Here is a 17,727-nt window from a genome sequence, read left to right as displayed (position 1 = left end):
CTCAATGCAGATTTTTTGAAGCGGGCACGCGTCCGATGCCTTGCGGCAACAGCGAAGCCAGCCAGCTTACCCCAGCGGTAAGCAGGTTAAACAACCGACGTAACTGCGGCGGGCCATATTCCGCCAGGCGCAGATAACCTTTAAAGCCGAGGATCATGATGTCGGCCAGACTCTGCACTGGCTTATCCTCCGGAAAACCGTCCTGCCACAGCGCCCAGGTATCAGCACGGGCGAAGGTGCACTGGATAAAATCAATATGTTGCTGGGTGGTCAGCTGATGCAGACGGACACCCGCCCGACGGCCAAAGACGCGCTGAACCTGGCACGGAAAGCTGAACTCCTGCTGTCCACGACGCAGCAGCAGCCAGACTTTTTCATTCTCCCGCAGCGCATCCGGTTCGCGCATCTCCAGCCCTACACCGCCGTCAGAGTAGTCACGCAGCGTACAGGGCAGCATATGACCATCTTCACGTGCGATGGCTGCGGGCATAGCAATCTCTACCCGATGCGCCTCGCGGATCTGTCGAGCTTCAACCGACACCGCCACCGCGCCACCGAGAATAATCATGTTGTAAATCACCCAAATCAGGCTTACGCATACCGTCAGTATCTCGTTTGCCGGGCCATGCTGTATGCGCCAGAACGCCATCAGCACACCCGCCAGATTGAGCAGCACCAGCAGCATATAGGGCTTGGTGATCACCCAGTCCAGATGCTGCTCCTCAACCAGTCCGCCTTTGGCGGTAACGTTAAACTTGCCTTTATGGGGATTGAACAACGCCACGGTGGTCGGGCGGGCGATATACCAGGCCAGCACCGTCTCGTAGACTTCGCTCCAGAAAGAGTGACGCCAGCGCCCCTGGATACGCGAGTTGGTGAGGCTGGTATGCAGCATGTGAGGTAAAACATAAATCGCGATTGCCAGCGCAGGCGCGTAGATGATGTAGGCGTGGCAGAGTAAAAATGCCAGCGGTGCCAGCAGGAAGACCAGCCTTGGAATGCCGGACAGGAAGTGCAGCATGGCGTTGGCATAACAGAGCCGCTGCACCCACTTCAACCCTTTACCAAACAGTGGGTTGTCCAGGCGGAAAATCTGCACCATGCCGCGTGCCCAGCGGATACGCTGTCCGATATGCGCTGACAGGCTTTCGGTTGCCAGTCCTGCCGCCTGAGGAATGCGGATGTAGGCCGAGGTGTAGCCACGCCGGTGCAGACGCAGCGAGGTATGGGCATCTTCAGTGACGGTTTCGACGGCAATACCGCCAATCTCTTCCAGCGCGGTGCGACGCAGAATGGCGCAGGAGCCGCAGAAGAAGGTGGCGTCCCAGGTATCATTACCGTCCTGCACCAGCCCGTAAAACAGCGACCCCTCATTAGGCGTACGGCGAAACCGCCCGAGATTGCGCTCAAACGGATCGGGTGAAAAGAAGTGATGTGGCGTCTGCAGCATCGCCAGCCGGGGATCCTTGATAAACCAGCCCATGGCCATCTGTAAAAATGAGCGTGTCGGCACATGGTCGCAGTCAAAGATCGAGACGAAGTCGCTGCGGCAGTACTTTTTCAGCGCGTGGTTGATGTTGCCCGCCTTGGCATGTTCGTTAGAGGGACGCACGACATAGTTGATACCCACGCTGGCAGCAAAGTCGCGAAATTCTGGCCGGTTGCCGTCGTCGAGCAGATAGATAGTCAGGCGGTCTTTCGGCCAGTCGATGCCCAGCGCAGCATAGAGCGTCGGTCTGACAACGCTGAGCGGTTCGTTATAGGTCGGCACCAGCAGGTCCACCGATGGCCACTGCGAACGATCCGCCGGCATAGAAACCGGCTGGCGATTAAGCGGCCAGAGCGTCTGGAAATAGCCCAGCACCAGCACCACCCAGGCGTAGGTCTCTGCTGCAATCAGTAGCAGACCAAAGATCAGGCTCAGCGGATCGTCCCAGTTCAGCGTCGAGGTATAGCGCCACCAGAGGTAGCGGCACGACACAGTCAGCGACAGCACGATGAGCATCATCGTGGGGAAACGCCCCGGTATGCGCCGTACCAGCATCGCCAGACCCCAGAGCAGTACGACAAAAATAAACTGGGTCATCAGACCAAAGGGCTGGCTGATACAGAGCAGTGCCAGCAGTGAGGCAAAGAGGGCAACGACGACGAAAAGGCTGCGTCGCATCAGCGGTGACAGACGCTTCAGCCGCTGTTCAAGACGCGTATCAATGCTGTGGGTTTGCGAGCGGGCGACAAGATTATCCAGCCAGCGATAACCGTGGTGCCGCCAGCCAGTCAGCACGCTCAGGCGATTAACGCTGTCGCGCCCGCCGGCACCCGGTAGCCGGATCACAATCAGCCAGAGTGTCTGAATCAGATAACGCAAAATATCCAGCGGACGCGGACGCTCCGGAGAAATGTGCGGATAAAGGCGGCGGCGCTGCTGAATAACACGCTGCCAGGCCGGGCTTTCGAAACGGAGCAGCATCAGCCCCAGAACAGACCAGAACAGGTGGAGTGCACTGGCAAAGCGGGAAGCGCCATTGCCTCGCGCGGTGGTATAGCCGCTGTGCAGTGATTGCCAGGCGGGAGCAGTCAACAGCCAGCGCAACGGGTTCACGACCTCACCCCATTCAGGTTGAGCAGCAGCCAGTTTGCCAGCGTGATGATCTCTTCGCTGACTAACGCATGTGGCCGATATTCACCAACTGGCTGCTTCATCATCAGCGATTCAGCCAGCGCCTCATCGCGGTGGATCAGCAGCGGTATCAGCTCTGTCAGCGAAGCCATCCAGAGCTGATGGAGGTCCTGCTGCAGACGGCTGTTGGCATTGAACTGATTGATGATAAAGCGGGTACGTGCCGGAAAATGGCGCTGACTCAGACGTAAATGACAATTCGCATCTGGCTGAGTGACGCACAGTATACCGTCCAGTGCCGGATAGAGTGTTTCGTGCCACGGCAGGGGATCGGCGGGCAGATCGAAAATAATCCACTGATAGCGCGCCTGCAGGTCCGGCAATGCCTGGAGCAGCGGCGCGGCCACCGCTTCATTCTGGTGGGCAATAGTCAACGCATGCTGATGAGAAAGCACACCATGTGGAAGCAAATCAGGTCCATTGGGATAGCGAAGCGCGGCATGCTGCCACTCCCCGTCATCGCACAGCGACTGCATCCAGCCACTCTCCTGCTGAGGGGGCAGATTAAAATGCACGCCGAGCTGACTGATCGGCGAGCCGTCGATCAGCAAGACCCGCTCGCCGAGGGTGGCGAGCGCCCAGCCGAGTCCGGCACAAAGAGAGGTTGTGCCAACGCCGCCCCGCACGCCCTGAAGCGCTATCAGCGGCATCAGTCAGATTGCTCAGGCTGGCTGGGGAGCGTTTCCGCTAACAGCGGCCAGCGCGACACAATCTCTTTCAGGCGCTCTTCACGTGCAATGTCGACATAGCGAAAAGAGTGCAAAGAAAAGGCGTCACGCAAAGCGCTAATATCATCCTGACGATCGCCCGCAGTGGCGACAGGGGTATAAAGATTTTGGTTTTTCATTACTTTTCGCCAAAAATAAAACAATGTCAGACTCAGAATGACCGTCTGCGCGTAAAAAAGGGAATTGAAAAAAAATTTCCTGAAACGCGGCATTTGCAGAACATTGTGAGTCAGCCTGTCATTAGCAATGTTCAAATTTCTCAGGTTACATCCAGGCCTGTCTATAATAAGCTAGCCTGGACTGGAAAAATAACGAATTCAATATGAAAAATTCTTTTTCGCTAGGGCTGTTGCATGTTCAGCCTGAATTAACGGCATTGCAAACCCCTGGCTGTTATTGGGTCACTTGTGCACGTCAGGATGACGCCCGCACGTTTATTCGACAGGTGATTTCACATCAGCAGGCCGTCACGCTGATCAGCGCTGATCAGCCGCCGCGTGATTTACTGACGCCCGACCCGGTCGGCGGTCCTGACCGTATCCCGCTGTTTTCTCTTTCCAAAAACAAGCGGAGTCTGCTGCAGCTGGAAAGTGATTTTCTGCGCACGCTCGGCAGTAAAAACGGCCTGGTGATATTTAACAGCAGCGCAGCGCAATGGGATAAGCTCGATGACGCCGAATTAACGCGGTGGATAAAGGGTATGCGCCACACGCTGCATAAAAGAAAACTCACGCTGTTAATCGTGACGTCCGGTTCCACCATAATAAACCTGAGTAATAATCTTCATCGTTATTTTCGTCAGCTGGATGGCGTGGCGCATTTGGGCTTTCAGCAGGATAGCTGGCAGTATCGAATTAACTGGTGGTATGCCGCAGAACGCCTGCTGGCCGATCGTGCAATACGCCTGGGCTGTGAAGAAGATCGTTTCTTTACGTTAAATGAAAACCAGGAACCGCTGAGCCTTAATGACGAGCAGCATTATCTTGCTGACAAAATCGTGCTTGAGGGTGCACCGCCACTTTCACGCCAGTGGCAACTCTTCGATGATAATGAGCAGGTCTGGTTACGGGCTCAACAGGCCAATGCCGCAACGGTTATTTTCAGCCTGACCCGAAGCGACCTGATCAACGAACTGGCGAAGTTTGTACACAGCCTGCGACGCGGACGCGGCAACGGCCTGAAAATTGTGGTGCGCGAGATGGGTGCCAGCCTGCGTTACAGCGACGAGCGTCTGCTGCTGGCCTGTGGGGTAAACGTTATTGTGCCGACCAACGCGCCCATGTCGCGGTTTCTGACCACGCTGGAAGGCGTTCAGGGACAGGTGTTTAACCGTCGCGTTCCCGCCAGTCTTGAGGCGTTAACCGCGTCGTTGCAGCCTCTGCATGAAAAAGGCTACCTGCGGCTTGACGCCTTCTGCCAGTCGGTCAGCCAGTTGATCAGTAATACTTTGCTGCCGGAAAATGATAAGGGCCTGCTGGTGGCGTTGCGGCCGGTGCCACAGCTTAAACCGCAGCAGATCCTGACACTTTGTAAGCCGCGCCGCTTTGGCGATCTGGTCACGGTACTGGAAGATCGCGTCATTCTGTTTCTCTCCTCCTGCCGCTATAACGATCTTGATAAAGCATTGAAATATATATTTTCACTGCCTCACGACGAGCTGTTTGCAAACCGAATGGTCTGGTTCGAGGATAATCAGATTCTTGCGGAAGTCAGCAATATTAAGAAACTGACGCCCATGGCAATTCAGGATTTGACGCCGGTATCAGAGACAACACGTGCCGTCGTTGAGAGCCGGCACGAAACGCAGGAGCGCTCAGCCCCCCTGCCCATCGCTTTACTGCCGGAGAATGAATCCCGATGAACCTGATGGATTGGGTACAGATTGCGCTGCTGATCGTTGTTATCTTGCTGATTTTAAAGCCGGTCTGGCATCAATGGCTGCCGCGTCGCTGGAACGGCCTGCTGAATCGGCTGTTGCCTGCTCGCGCGCTGAAGTCTGAAGGTCACTGGCAGCGTCAATCTCCAAAAACGGATGCAAAAATTAATGAAAAATGATCAACCCGCTGCGGCCCACTCTTCCCGTTTGTGGTCCTGCTGGCGCGGACTGGGCGGCTGGAACTTCTACTTTTTAGTCAAATTTGCCCTGCTGTGGTACGGCTACCTCAACTTTCATGCTTTGAGCAATCTGGTGTTTCTCGCCTGGCTGCTCTTCCCGCTGCCGTCGGTTCGCCTGCATCGCCTGCGCCACTGGGTCTCGATCCCTGTTGGCTTCGCGCTGTTCTGGCATGATACCTGGCTGCCGGGACTCAGCAGCATTCTCAGCCAGGGCGATCAGCTGGCGGGCTTTTCGGGTGCTTACCTGCTCGATCTGGCTGACCGTTTTATCAACTGGCAAATGGTGGGTGCCCTGTTTGTTCTGCTGGTGCTCTATCTGTTTATTTCGCAGTGGATTCGCATCACCGTGCTGGTTTCACTGATGCTGATCTGGCTCAACGTGCTGACCATTGCGGGTCCGGCGATGTCGCTGCTGCCGACCCGCGCGACAACCCCGCAGGTGGTGCTGAATCAGACACCGGCTGCTGCCAGCCAGGCGGCGGCCGTGCCGGATGGGCTCGATCAGTCAGCCGCGCCCACCAGCGCCAGCCTGACCGCCTGGCTCAGCCGTTTTTATGAGAGTGAGCGCAAGCGCGTCACCCATTTCCCTGACAGCCTGCCGGCCGATTCGCAGCCGTTCGACATCCTGGTGATCAACATCTGTTCACTCGCCTGGTCCGACATGGATGCCTCCCAGCTGCGTAATCATCCGCTGTGGCAGCATTTCGATATCATGCTGACCAACTATAACTCCGCCACCAGTTACAGCGGACCGGCGGGGATCCGTCTGCTGCGTGCCAGCTGCGGTCAGACCTCGCACAGCGAACTCTACAAACCCACCGATTCTCGCTGTTATCTGTTCGATAATCTGGCGAAGCTGGGCTTTAAAGAGCAGCTGATGATGGATCACACCGGCGTGTTCGGTAACTATCTCAAGGAACTGCGCGAGGGCGGCGATATTCAGGCACCGCTGATGTCGCAGGCAGGCATTGCCCCGGAACTGACCTCATTCGACGGCTCGCCGGTGCTTAACGATGCGCAGCTGATGCAGCGCTGGCTTGACGATCGCAGCAAGAGCAGCGATGCACGCAGCGCCACCTTCTACAACCTGATCCCGCTGCACGACGGCACCCGTGAACTGGGCAGCACCCAGACTGCCCCGTGGAAGCCGCGCGCTCAGCTGCTGTTTGATCAAATCGATGCCTTCCTCACCCAGCTGGAGAAGTCGGGCCGCCGGGTGATGGTGCTGGTGGTGCCGGAGCATGGTGCCGCACTTGAAGGCGATAAGATGCAGATGTCAGGCCTGCGGGATATTCCCAGCCCTGCCATTACGCATGTGCCGGTGGGGATTAAGTTTGTCGGCATGAAAGCCCCGCATCAGGGTCAGCCTCTCAATATTGATGCACCGACCAGCCTGCTGGCGATCTCAGAAATTGTGTCGCGGGTGGTGGATGGACAGGTATTTAATGCGCCGAATGTGAATATGTCGGTATTGACCGACAAGCTGCCGCAGACGCCGGTGGTGTCGGAAAACGACGGGGCGGTGGTGATGATGTATCAGGGCAAGCCCTGGATCAGGCTCAACGGCGGCGACTGGGTGCCCTATCCGCAGTAACGCATTATTGCCGGATAACCCGGTGTGTCAGGCGCGACTCAGCGCCTGACACACCGGGTTATCAGCTCCAGAACGGCGGCCAGCGCCGCCGTTCTGCGATTGATCAGCGCTTCTCCTGAAACGCCTGCCAGGTCAGCAGCTGCAGGCTGGCAGAGAAGTAGTTCTGATCGGCAGCCAGCTTATCGCTCAGATAGCCGGTCTCATTCAGCGTCAGGTCACGCACCGCCAGCAGACCGCCCTCAAGGTGGTAAGGAGCGGGTGCATTCGCCAGCACATCGAACCAGGCAGGGGTCAGCATGCGGCTGTAACCCTGCCAGACGCGCTGAAACGGCACCAGCGCCAGACTGTGCGGATCGTACCACCAGATGTTCAGCGGCACGCGAATCGCGTCGTAGCTGAAGCGGTTTGAATAGCCGACAGCCGGCGCAACCGACCCATCCGCATTCAGCGCGACCCAGTCCAGCGGCAGGCCGGTTTTGCCAAAACTCAGCTTACCCAGCAGATCAAAACCATCGTTAATCAGCTTATCCCAGACCTGCAGATGACTGCGCTCGCCAAACTCCCGCCACGCCTGAAACAGGAAGTACGAAGGATTCAGCACCACATAGCTGGTTTTATTGAAGCCCTGCGCACCCGGCAGCAGGACGGTATGGCCGCCGAAGCTCGTGACATCCAGCTTGATGATCGCGCGCTGAATGCGGTCTGACTCCTGCTGATAGCTCTCCACCTGCCATTTCTGTGCGGCGCGCTGTAGCGCCCATGCCAGCAGCACATCGCCATCCGAGGCGTTATTTTTGTCAGCAACCGGGTTGTCACTGCCTGGCACATAGCGCCAGTAGAAGAGATCGGTCTGCGGATTACGCAGTTGAGTGCGTGTCCACTGCCACAGCCGATCAAAGGTGGCGCGATCGTTGTTGGCCACCGCCAGCAACATGCCATACCCCTGACCTTCGGTGTGACTGACATTGTTATTGGCGGTATCCGTGATCCGCCCTTCGGCGGTCAGAAAACGACTTTTAAAGGTATCCCAGCCGCTGGCATTGGCCTGCGCGCTGCAGGCCAGCAGTAAAACAGTGCAGATCCAGCCCATCCAGAATGGCTTACGTTTCATTTCTGATCCTATTGATATCGATAGTGCAGCGTGCTGCCATCGTTGAGTTCAAGCGTCACCGGCACCATTCTGCTGCCGCCCTGGCCCTGCAACCAGCCTGAAAAAAGCCCGGCAATGACCGCACCAAACGCCGCCTGCCAGTCAGCCGGAGAATGGCGATTGTCGCCTGCCGGTAAGGCGTGATACGCAATCAGCAGCGCCTTCTCTTCCGGCTGAAGCTGCACAAAGCCCCAGTTAAACCGCGCCAGTTGCAGGTTGGCCTCGCGCTCCAGATCCTGCACGGTGCGCGACTCTGGCAAAGGATAGCGGGTCGCCAGCGATTCACCCATCCTGTAGAGAAAGGCTTCCGCCTCCTGCTGACCGGCGTTGGCGATCATCCCGTCAATCAGCACGCTGACCAGGTCAAACCAGCCCGGCTGATAAGGATGTGATACCCCCGAATGCTCACTCATTACTTCTCTCCGAACAGGTAACGGACATAGAGCCTGGCGCTGCTTTCGTTGTAGTCACCAAAGGTGTCATAACCCAGTTGGCCGCCAATCGTCACATCTTTATTGAGTTTGTAGTCCGCCCCGGCATGCAGGTTATAGCCGATGCCGTTTTTACTGCCGCCAGAGTAGTACGCGTCTTTCACGCTGCCGCTGGCAGCAAGGGATTCCAGCTCTGACTGCAGGCTGGCATCCGCCGGGAAGTACGCGCTCTTATCCTGACTGTAGGTCTGATAACCGGCTGCCCCGCCAATATTCACTTTGAGATCGTCAAACTTGCGTGAGAACTCTATCGGGAACGAGACCGACGCGTAGTTCTGCGGGCTGAAGTAACCGCCCTGCCCGTAGCTGAAGTAGCTGAGGTTTTTTGAGAAGTCCATCCACGCCAGACTCATGCCCACTTTCAGCTCGCGGTCGTCACTGTGGAACGGACGAACATACGCCCCGGCGGTCGCCTGCAGATTGTTATTGCTGGCGACATTTTCACCAAGATAGCTGTACGCGCCGCCGCCAGCGTAGAAGCCCGCATCGCCATTATCGTAGCTTAACAGGGCGTTCGCGCCGTTCTTCGTGACACGTCCCCAGCGTTTGCCGCTGGCTTTATCTTCTGCGCCGACGTAAGAGAGCAGGCTGTCGGTAATCGCGCGACGCTCACCGGTCAGGATCAGCGTCAGGAAGTCGGTGAGTTTCGGTGACCACTGCACACCCCCGACCAGCGTACTGAGATCCTGGCCCAGCGGCGTACTGCCGATATCTACTTTATAGCTGTCGCCCTTCAGCGCCAGATTCAACTCGACGCCAGAAGCGGTCTGCGAATCGGTGGTCGCGGTGGGCAGGTCATTCACCGTCGCGCCGCCTGCGGCCACAACGCGGCCCTGGCTCAGCGCATTGGTGCCGAAACGACGCCAGGCATCGGCGGCGCCACTGCCTGCCGTGAGTGAGACCGGCGTGGCGGTAAAGTCGAGGCGCGCCGTTTCAAACGGCACGGTAGAGAAGGTCAGCGGCGCTTTGGCTTCCGTCAGTTTGCTCAGGCCCGACTCGCCGTCGCGCCCGCGCACCTGCACCATGCCCTGACTCCAGGTAGCCGTTTTCTCCTGTAGCGAATCCATCATGGTGTTAACGTCATGCAGAACCTGTGACTGCTGAGAAACCGTTGTGCTGCCCGCAGCCGGTTCGCCCTGTGATGTCACGCCAGCAGTCTGGCCCGCCGGTGCGGCCTGCCACGGCAGCACGGTGCCGTAGCTGGACGGTGAGCGTCCCACTGGCGAGGTGGTGCGGTTGATAAACGGATTGTCCGCCAGCGCCAGGCCGCCCACGGTCGGCACACTGCCAGACTGCGCGCCCTGCAGGCCAGTCAGTTGCCCGCGTGCCGAACGCAGATACGCCATCGCCTGTGAATGGTTGCCATTGGCTTCGGCGACACGTGCCAGCAACAGCAGACGATCCGGCGTCTGCGTGGTGGTGTTAAGGCCGCGGCTCAGCGCGTTAGCACGCGGCACATTGTTCTGCGCCAGCGCGACGTTGATGGCCCCGACGCGCGCATCCTGGGTCGGCGTATCCTGGGTCATCAGGTAGTCATAGACTACGCCCGCATCCCGGTTCATCTTGCCGTCCTGATAGAGACGGGCCATCGCGAACATCAGATCGCGGTTCTGCGGATCCTGCTGCAGCGCGCCAATCAGCTTGTCATAAGCCACCGCGTACTGACGCTGCTGCCGCAGGCGATCCACTTCGTTAATCAGATAACCGTTGCGGATACCGGCGAGCTGGGTCGGGGTACTGCGCGCCTGCAGCTCCGGGTTGCTGAGGAAGCGCTGCGCCTCACTGCCGAGGCCCGCCTGATTCAGCACCGCCATCTGCGCGGCATAATCGCCCGCATTGCCCTGCACGCCACGCTGCAGGTTCGTCCGCACCACCGACACCGCGCTGCTGAGATCGCCCGCCTTTGCCAGCTTCTGCGCCAGGTTTCCGGCATCCACCGGATTAGCGGGCGGCGTGACCGTGAGCGCTTTCAGGGTATTGGCGGCGGCGGCCGTCGCGCCCTGCGCCAGGTACTGATCGGCGGTGCTCATCTGCAGATTGAAATTCACCCGCTGCGCCAGTTCACGCATCGCCGCCGTCTGCGCATTGGCAGGAATGCGCGCCAGCAACGCGCTGGCCTGCTGCCAGCCACCGCTTTCGCTGGCGTTCAGCGCACCGGCATAGAGTTCGCTGGTGCTGGCCCCGTTGCGCATCACCGGCTGCATCACGTTGGCCGCCAGCAGCGTATCGCCCTGCTGACGATAGAGCCGGGCTAAATCGAGCCGCAGCCAGCCATCAGAGGGATAGCGCTGAATACCCTGCTGCAGCGTCGCGATAGCAGCGGCGTTGTTACCGGCCGCCAGCTGACGCTTCGCCTGCTGACGCAGCGCATCCGCTTCATTGGCCCGTGGCGTGACGCTCTGACGCACGCTGTCGGGCAGTGCCCCCAGCAGCGTACTGGCTTCGGCACTGCGATTCTGCTGACGCAGAACGTAGAACAGCCCTTCTTTGGCGCTGCGGTTATCCGCATCACTTTGCAGAATGGTGCGATAGATCTGCTCCGCCTGCTCAGGCTGATTGGTGCGGCGCAACACGTCGGCGCGGAACAGCCTGGCGGCCAGCCCTTTTTCACCGTCAGCCTGGACCAGCGGTTCGCTTAAGGTCAGCGCCTGCGCGCTGTCGCCGTTTTTCAGCGCCTGCTGCGCGCTGGCCAGCTGCGCATAAAAGCGGGCATCGTCGGCCTGCTGCTGGCGTGAGGAACCCTGATCGCCGCCCTGCTGAGCAGAGCGTTGCAGATAATCAGCCGCTTCCTGATAACGTCCGGCTCGCTGGGCCACATAGCCCATGCCCGCTAGCGCATCGGCATCCTGGGGATTGGCTCCCAGCACTTTTTCAAAGCTGGTCTGTGCTCCGCCGACGTCACCGCTGTTCAGCGCACTGAATCCGGCTCCTTTTTCTGCGCCACCGACATTTTTACGGTAGTAGTCGATGACGGCGGAGTCCTGCGGATGACGCTGCTGCCAGGTCTGATAGAGGGCCGCGTCTGACGGCTGCGGACCGAGCCACAGCAGCGCCTGGCGCAGTGAACGATCGGCATCCTGATTACCACTCGCCAGCGAACTCAGCACCTCAATGCCTTCGCGACGGGTCGGTTCCTGATAAGTCAGCGCCTTACCCAGCGCCAGCCGTGCGCCGGTGTCCTGCGGATGCTGAGCCGCAAACTGCCGCAGCGCCTCAACCGCCTGCGGCAGCAGCGTACGGTCACCCGCCATCGTAAGATAATATTCTGCCGCGACGCTCGGTGGCGGCTCATTACCGCTGAAGGTGTTGCGCCAGGTCTGTAACGCCGCCGGAATGTTGCCGCTGCGCGCCTGCTGACGCGCCAGCGAAAGCTGCGCCTGCGGAATGGTCTGCATCTGGCGCGCATTATCCAGCTCGCTCAGGTGCGGATCGCTGGGGGAGACCTGGCTGAGACGGGCGCGATACTCCATTGCGGCAGCCGTGTCGCCACCCTGCTGTGAATAGAGGGCCAGCAGATAAAGCGCCTGGGTATTGCCGGGTTCAACCATCAGCACCTTTTGCAGCGAGGCTTTCGCCAGGTCGTCATGCGCTTTCTGATGCCAGTAGGAAGCCTGATCGAACAGGGCCTGCAACGCCGGATTGGCGCTTTCCGCCGCCAGCAGCGGTGGTGACAGGGCCAGCGCGCTGCCCAGCAGCAAAGCATGGCAGATACCGGCACTTAACAGATTTTTTTTCATTATTGTTGTCCTTACTTCCTGCCGGAATCATGGCTCTGCTTTGGATTCAGACGCCGCCAGGCATGACGCTTCAGCATCACCCAGGCCGCACTGCCCACCAGCGCAGAGAGCAGCATCGCCGCCACCGCCAGCAGCACCGAGTGCTGGTTGGCATACCACACCACCATCATGTACCAGGGCATCTCGCCGCTGGGGAACTGTGCACCGACGCGGAAACTACGAATGCCGTTTTCATCGGTGATAATCGCGGTGTCGCCGCGCACTGCGGCGTTAATCTGCGCCGAACTTAAATCGTTGTGCAGTCGCAGCAGCTGATCGTCGCTGGTTGCCAACGTCATCACCACCAGCCGATCGCGATTCCACGGCGACCGGTAGCTGAGAAAGCCCCGCCACGCTTCGTTGGAAGAGAAGTAACGATCCGCATCCAGCTGCTGACGACTCCAGTCGCCGGTCAGCCAGCCGCGTAATTTTTCCAGCGCGTCGGGCTCTTTCACCCCAAAAGTGCTACTGGTGGCGTCATAGGGTGACGCCGCCAGCATCGCCTGATTGAAGGCGCTGTTGCCGGTGGTGCTGACCGCCAGCAGATCGCTCTGCTGGATGCGCGCCAGATGGGTGCCGCCAGTGGGCAGACCAAACAGCACCTGATTCTGCGTCAGCGCCACGCCGGTCGCGGTTCCGGCCCGCGCCGCCAGATCCAGCAGTGTCGACAGCTCGGCATTGCTGGGCGTTTCCGGCAGCAGCAGCGTGGTCTGGCCAAAGTCAGCCAGCCGCGAGAACGGGAACGAGGCACCGACAAAGTATGAGAGGTTCGGCAACATACTGAAGTGGCGGGTATGGCTCAGATCGATCCACGAGTCCTCTTCAATCCGGCTCTTGATATTGTTGTTCAGGAGCACGCCGCAGGGCGCATCGGCGCGCGGTTTGATATTGAAGTAGAGCGCCAGCTGGTTATCGCCATAGATCAGATAGGGCTCGAGATTCAGCTGATACTGTTCCTGACGTGCATCACCGCCTAAACGATGCCAGGCGTTCTCCAGCAGGCCAACTTTGTTGACCGTCAGGTTACGCAGGAAAGTGCCGTTGAGCATGACGTTAAGGAACGAGTTGTCCTCATCAATCCAGCTTTCGGACGGGAAACGATAGTGCAGATTAACCGGCACCGTGTCGCCATCCCACAGGAACAGATCAGGCGCGGCGCGGAAGTTCACCCGCAGCGCATCATGCCAGATGCCGCTGCTGGTCAGACTCTGGTCTTTACGCAGCAGTTCGCTCAGGCGGACCGGGCGGTCAGTGTTAATCCAGCGTGGCGCATCGTAAGGTTTGCGGTTGCCAATGGTCTGTACAGGAACCTGCAGCTGGCTCTCATCGGTGGTAAAGGGCTGGGTTGTCAGACGGTTCGCCGCCTGACGCAGCTGATCGTCATTGTTACCACTGACCAGCAGCAATTTGTAAACCGGGTTACTGGGGTTATCCACCACCTGCAGCATCGGGCCATGACTGGCCGGGAACGTCAGAATGCCGATTCGATCGCCAGGATGACCAAACAGGATGCCGTTGTTTTCCGGCAGTTCGCCACGCACCACCGGGAACCGGATGCCGCGATAATCACTCTGAATGCCAAGCCAGGAAGCGACCAGTGCCGCCGCGCTGACCGCATCAGGTGACACGTTACTGGCAAAGCCCATCGTGATGGTGGACGCCGTCATCCGCTGTGGATCCAGGAACGGACGCGGGAAGTTGCGCAGACGGGTGCCGATATTGAGCTTCTGCCCTTCAAGGTGCAGCGCGGTATTCGGCAGAATGGTGACCTGATACTGCTGCGCGCTCTCCTTCTCACACAGCAGCTTGTCCGCATCGTTGATTTTAAAACTGAGGTTGTTGTTCGACACCACCATCGCCGCCGGAATATCCAGCTCATAATCACTGACGTCGCTGTCCGTGGCACCCAGCGGCAGCGTACCGAGCGGCTGACCATTCAGCATCAGCTGCAGCGAGGTATTGCGAGCTGCCAGCGCGGCTGAGACGCGCAGCGTCAGATTCAGTCGCGCATTGGTAATCACTTCATCGCCGGGCAGGGTAAAGGTGATGCCCGACTGTAACTGGCCGCCGGTCAGCGTGATACCGCGCGACTGGCCCATCTGTGCTACGGAGATGACGCTGCTGATCGGCTGATTGATAGCCGCCGTGATCGGCATCTGCGGTTCTGCAACCGGCGCAGTCGTCTGGCCTGGCGCGTAGGGCAGCGCACTGGCGGCCGCCTCCAGCGCGGGATCGGCACTGCTCAGCCCCTGCGGCAGCGGCACCGCGGAGAGCGCGCTGCTGTCCTGCGTCACTGCGCCGCTGCTCGTCACCGGTGCGGTGGCTGGCGCGGCGGAAGAAGCCTCGCCATTCGCTGACGCCTGAGGCGCTGATGTTGCCTCACCCGCTGGTGCGTAAGAAGAGTTGGTTGACGGCGGCGTGGCATCCGGTACTGCACTCGGTGACGCAGAGGCCGGTACAGATTCTGCGGGCTGGGCCGCGGATGGCACTGACGGCGTTGCTGACCCGCCAACACTCACCGGGGCCGTCACCTGCGCTGAACCGGCATCCGGTGTGGCAGCATTATTAACAGGCATTGCAGGCGGCGTCGCCGGAGCCGCACCGCTGGCCGGCGCCTGGTTTTCCGCTGGCACACTGACAGTGGCATTGGCTGACTGTGTGGTTGCAGCGGCCTCATACGATGCCGGAGCCGCACTGTTTACCGGCGCACTGACGGCGGCATTAGCAGGTTGTGAGGTTCCAGCGGCATCAGACGATGCCGGAGCCGCGCTGTTTACCGGCGCACTGACGGCGGCATTAGCAGATTGTGAGGATCCAGCGGCCTCAGACGACGCCGGAGCCGCGCTGTTTACCGGCGCACTGACGGCGGCACCCGCTGACTGGCGGGTTGCAGCAGCCTCAGGTGGCATCGGTGCCGCGCTGTTTACCGGCGCGGCACTGCTGTTATCAATCGCTGTCGGCGTTTCCGCGCCAGCGGGCGTCAGCCATAACGCGGCGGTCAGTGAACTGGCCAGCAACGTGTGCGTCAGGATCTTCATGCCGCGCCATCCTCTTTCGCCGCCGCGGCAACCGGGTCGACTTTTTTACGTTTATCGTGGCGACCTTTCCAGGTCAGCCAGAACAGCTCAAATACGGTGCGGATAATGGTGCCCAGCGAAATCAGCGGGTTGTCCTGCTTATACTCCGGCTGGATCCAGGCATCCGCACGCGCCAGCACCACACGCACCAGTTCGCGACGGCGCGCCAGCGGCATCGCCTCAAAGCGCAGGCGGATGCTCTCGTCATCGCCGGAAATCTTACTCACCGGGATGGTGATCGCGCCGGATTTCAGCAACAGATCAATCTCTTCAATTTCATCCGTTTCATGACGGCCATCCGGCGCATCAAGTTGTGCACCGCCCATCGACAGGTTGCTGGTCAGGGTGCGTGATGAAATGCCGCTGGCGTAGTGAATAATCGCCGGGATTTGTACGTCAACGCGGATGGTTTTACGCACCTGTTTGGTTTCGCGCGCTACGGCAATCGCCGCCATCAGAATGATCAGGCTGAAAATCGCCCAGCCGACGTTAAGCGCAATAACGTAAGGGTCGACGCCAAAATAGTCATGCATCACCGCACGTACCACGCCCGCGACAATCCCGATGCCCAGCAGCAGCGCCACAATGACGTGCGGACGCACGATGTGGAAATCGAAGAAGCCCTGATCCAGCACGCCGCCTTTATCGGTCACGTTAAACTTGCCATGTTTCGGCGACAGCAGCGTCAGGATGGTCGGGATCACCAGATGGAAGCACATCACCGTCTCATAAATCTCACCCCAGAAGGTGTAACGGAAGCGGCCATTCATGCGCGAGTTAACGTAAAGCGACATCACCAGGTGCGGCAGCACATAGGCAAAAATCAGCGACGCCGACGAGTGGATAATATTCAGGTTAAACAGCAGGTAAGCCAGCGGCGCGGTCAGGAAGGCGACGCGTGGCAGACCAAACTGGAAGTGCAGCATGGCGTTGAGGTAGCAAAGACGCTGCTGCCACTTCAGGCCACGGCCAAACAGCGGGTTATCGACGCGGAAAATCTGCGTCATGCCGCGCGCCCAGCGGGTTCGCTGGATGATGTGCAGACCCAGACGTTCGGTCGCCAGACCGGCTGCCAGCGGGATCGACAGGAACGCTGAGCCCCAGCCCAGGCGCTGCATTTTCAGGGCGGTGTGTGCATCTTCAGTGACCGTTTCAACGGCAAAGCCGCCAATCTCTTCCAGCGCCGAACGACGGATTACCGCACAGGAGCCGCAGAAGAAGGTGGCGTTCCAGTTATCGTTACCCTGCTGCACCGGACCATAAAACAGTGCGCCTTCGTTGGGAATGCTGCGCGCAGCGCGCAGGTTACGCTCAAAGGGATCGGGCGAATAGAAGTAGTGCGGCGTCTGCAACAGCGCCAGCTTCGGATCTTTCAGAAACGGTCCCACCGTCGCCTGCAGGAAGGTGCGGGTCGCCACGTGGTCACAGTCGAAGATGCAAATCAGCTCACCTTTGGTGATTTTCATCGCATGGTTGAGGTTCCCGGCTTTGGCATGTTTGTTGTCGTCTCGGGTGATATACCCGACCCCGACATCCGCCGCAAAGCGGGCAAATTCGCTGCGTTTGCCATCATCCAGCAGATAGATTTTGAGTTTGTCACGCGGGTAGTCGATACACTGCGCCGCCAGCACGGTATCGCGCACCACATCCAGGCTTTCATTGTAAGACGGCACATAAATATCGACCGTCGGCCACAGACGAGTATCGTCCGGCAACGGCTCAATGGTGCGCTTTAATGGCCAGGTGGTTTGCAGGAAGCCGAGAATTAAGATCAGCCAGACGTAAAGCTCCGCCAGATATAAGCCAATCCCTAATATCGCCTCGACTTCGGAATTAAAGTGCAGCGTCTCAGTGGTGCGCCACCAGATATAACGGCTGGACATCAGGGCAGAGAGAATCACCATCACCACGGTTATTTTGCGGCTCTTGCTGAAACCCAATAAAAACATCATGCCGATGCTGATCAGACCAAAAATATACTGTTTCTGGCTGTCCATTGGCGTAATGATGATCACCGCGGCAACGGGTGCAAGCACCAGCAGCAGCAGGTAAAACCCGATTTTACTCATGATTCACCCTGAGAAGAGCTGTGTAAGTCAGTCGCCTGCAGTAGACG

At 59.0% G+C, this 17,727-nt stretch carries 11 protein-coding genes; 3 read left to right on the top strand and 8 right to left on the bottom strand.

Translation table 11 applies throughout. The annotated features are described in order from the left end of the window. Nucleotide 1: 1 nt before the first annotated feature. From bcsA (BY447_RS11140) to bcsR, 3 genes are read right to left on the bottom strand one after another with little or no spacing between them, the layout of a single operon-like run. Nucleotides 2–2,602: a UDP-forming cellulose synthase catalytic subunit gene (gene bcsA / locus BY447_RS11140; RefSeq protein WP_110331143.1), complete on the bottom strand. Its 2,601-nt coding sequence runs from the start codon at nt 2,600–2,602 to the stop codon at nt 2–4. After that, nucleotides 2,599–3,330 (bottom strand): cellulose biosynthesis protein BcsQ, encoded by a 732-nt coding sequence (bcsQ, locus tag BY447_RS11135; protein WP_110331142.1) that lies wholly within the window; start codon nt 3,328–3,330, stop codon nt 2,599–2,601. Before bcsQ ends, bcsA (BY447_RS11140) begins: the two co-directional genes overlap by 4 nt. Continuing rightward, nucleotides 3,330–3,527, bottom strand: coding sequence for a cellulose biosynthesis protein BcsR (bcsR, locus tag BY447_RS11130; protein WP_033734787.1), 198 nt, complete (start codon nt 3,525–3,527; stop codon nt 3,330–3,332). Before bcsR ends, bcsQ begins: the two co-directional genes overlap by 1 nt. Nucleotides 3,528–3,730: 203 nt before the next feature. On the opposite strand from bcsR, the gene bcsE reads away from it, so the two are divergent. From bcsE to bcsG, 3 genes are read left to right on the top strand one after another with little or no spacing between them, the layout of a single operon-like run. Further along, a complete protein-coding gene (gene bcsE, locus BY447_RS11125) occupies nt 3,731–5,269 on the top strand; it encodes a cellulose biosynthesis protein BcsE (RefSeq protein ID WP_110331141.1) in 1,539 nt (512 codons plus the stop codon). Continuing rightward, nucleotides 5,266–5,463, top strand: a complete 198-nt coding sequence (bcsF, locus tag BY447_RS11120) for a cellulose biosynthesis protein BcsF (protein ID WP_013359650.1) — start codon at nt 5,266–5,268, stop codon at nt 5,461–5,463. Before bcsE ends, bcsF begins: the two co-directional genes overlap by 4 nt. After that, nucleotides 5,453–7,117 (top strand): cellulose biosynthesis protein BcsG, encoded by a 1,665-nt coding sequence (gene bcsG / locus BY447_RS11115; RefSeq protein WP_110331140.1) that lies wholly within the window; start codon nt 5,453–5,455, stop codon nt 7,115–7,117. Before bcsF ends, bcsG begins: the two co-directional genes overlap by 11 nt. Before the next feature lie 103 nt (nt 7,118–7,220). Here the strand turns inward: bcsG and BY447_RS11110 are convergent, their stop codons facing one another. From BY447_RS11110 to bcsA (BY447_RS11090), 5 genes are read right to left on the bottom strand one after another with little or no spacing between them, the layout of a single operon-like run. After that, on the bottom strand, nt 7,221–8,228 hold the full coding sequence (locus BY447_RS11110) for a glycosyl hydrolase family 8 (protein WP_013359648.1): 1,008 nt from the start codon (nt 8,226–8,228) through the stop codon (nt 7,221–7,223). A gap of 8 nt (nt 8,229–8,236) precedes the next feature. Then, nucleotides 8,237–8,680 (bottom strand): cellulose biosynthesis protein BcsD, encoded by a 444-nt coding sequence (bcsD, locus tag BY447_RS11105; RefSeq protein ID WP_013359647.1) that lies wholly within the window; start codon nt 8,678–8,680, stop codon nt 8,237–8,239. Further along, a complete protein-coding gene (locus BY447_RS11100) occupies nt 8,680–12,495 on the bottom strand; it encodes a cellulose biosynthesis protein BcsC (protein WP_110331139.1) in 3,816 nt (1,271 codons plus the stop codon). The genes bcsD and BY447_RS11100 overlap by 1 nt, the downstream gene beginning before the upstream one ends. 11 nt (nt 12,496–12,506) lie before the next feature. Continuing rightward, nucleotides 12,507–15,572 carry a cellulose biosynthesis cyclic di-GMP-binding regulatory protein BcsB gene (gene bcsB / locus BY447_RS11095; RefSeq protein ID WP_110331138.1) on the bottom strand — a complete coding sequence of 1,022 codons (3,066 nt, stop codon included), beginning with the start codon at nt 15,570–15,572 and terminating at the stop codon, nt 12,507–12,509. Then, nucleotides 15,569–17,680 (bottom strand): UDP-forming cellulose synthase catalytic subunit, encoded by a 2,112-nt coding sequence (gene bcsA / locus BY447_RS11090; RefSeq protein ID WP_013359644.1) that lies wholly within the window; start codon nt 17,678–17,680, stop codon nt 15,569–15,571. The genes bcsB and bcsA (BY447_RS11090) overlap by 4 nt, the downstream gene beginning before the upstream one ends. Between the last annotated feature and the right edge of the window lie 47 nt (nt 17,681–17,727).

The sequence above is a fragment of the Pantoea sp. JKS000250 genome (assembly GCF_003201065.1).
GTDB classification, from domain to species: domain Bacteria; phylum Pseudomonadota; class Gammaproteobacteria; order Enterobacterales; family Enterobacteriaceae; genus Pantoea; species Pantoea vagans.
The sequence above is the reverse complement of the archived record's forward strand: the minus strand, read 5'-3'. Positions and strand labels throughout refer to the sequence as shown.

Bases quoted from the DNA above. Each gene is read 5' to 3' on its own strand.
- bcsQ (WP_110331142.1), bottom strand. From the start codon at position 3,330: ATGCCGCTGATAGCGCTTCAGGGCGTGCGGGGCGGCGTTGGCACAACC.
- bcsR (WP_033734787.1), bottom strand. From the start codon at position 3,527: ATGAAAAACCAAAATCTTTATACCCCTGTCGCCACTGCGGGCGATCGT.
- bcsE (WP_110331141.1), top strand. From the start codon at position 3,731: ATGAAAAATTCTTTTTCGCTAGGGCTGTTGCATGTTCAGCCTGAATTA.
- bcsF (WP_013359650.1), top strand. From the start codon at position 5,266: ATGAACCTGATGGATTGGGTACAGATTGCGCTGCTGATCGTTGTTATC.
- bcsG (WP_110331140.1), top strand. From the start codon at position 5,453: ATGAAAAATGATCAACCCGCTGCGGCCCACTCTTCCCGTTTGTGGTCC.
- BY447_RS11110 (WP_013359648.1), bottom strand. From the start codon at position 8,228: ATGAAACGTAAGCCATTCTGGATGGGCTGGATCTGCACTGTTTTACTG.
- bcsD (WP_013359647.1), bottom strand. From the start codon at position 8,680: ATGAGTGAGCATTCGGGGGTATCACATCCTTATCAGCCGGGCTGGTTT.
- BY447_RS11100 (WP_110331139.1), bottom strand. From the start codon at position 12,495: ATGAAAAAAAATCTGTTAAGTGCCGGTATCTGCCATGCTTTGCTGCTG.
- bcsB (WP_110331138.1), bottom strand. From the start codon at position 15,572: ATGAAGATCCTGACGCACACGTTGCTGGCCAGTTCACTGACCGCCGCG.
- bcsA (WP_013359644.1), bottom strand. From the start codon at position 17,680: ATGAGTAAAATCGGGTTTTACCTGCTGCTGCTGGTGCTTGCACCCGTT.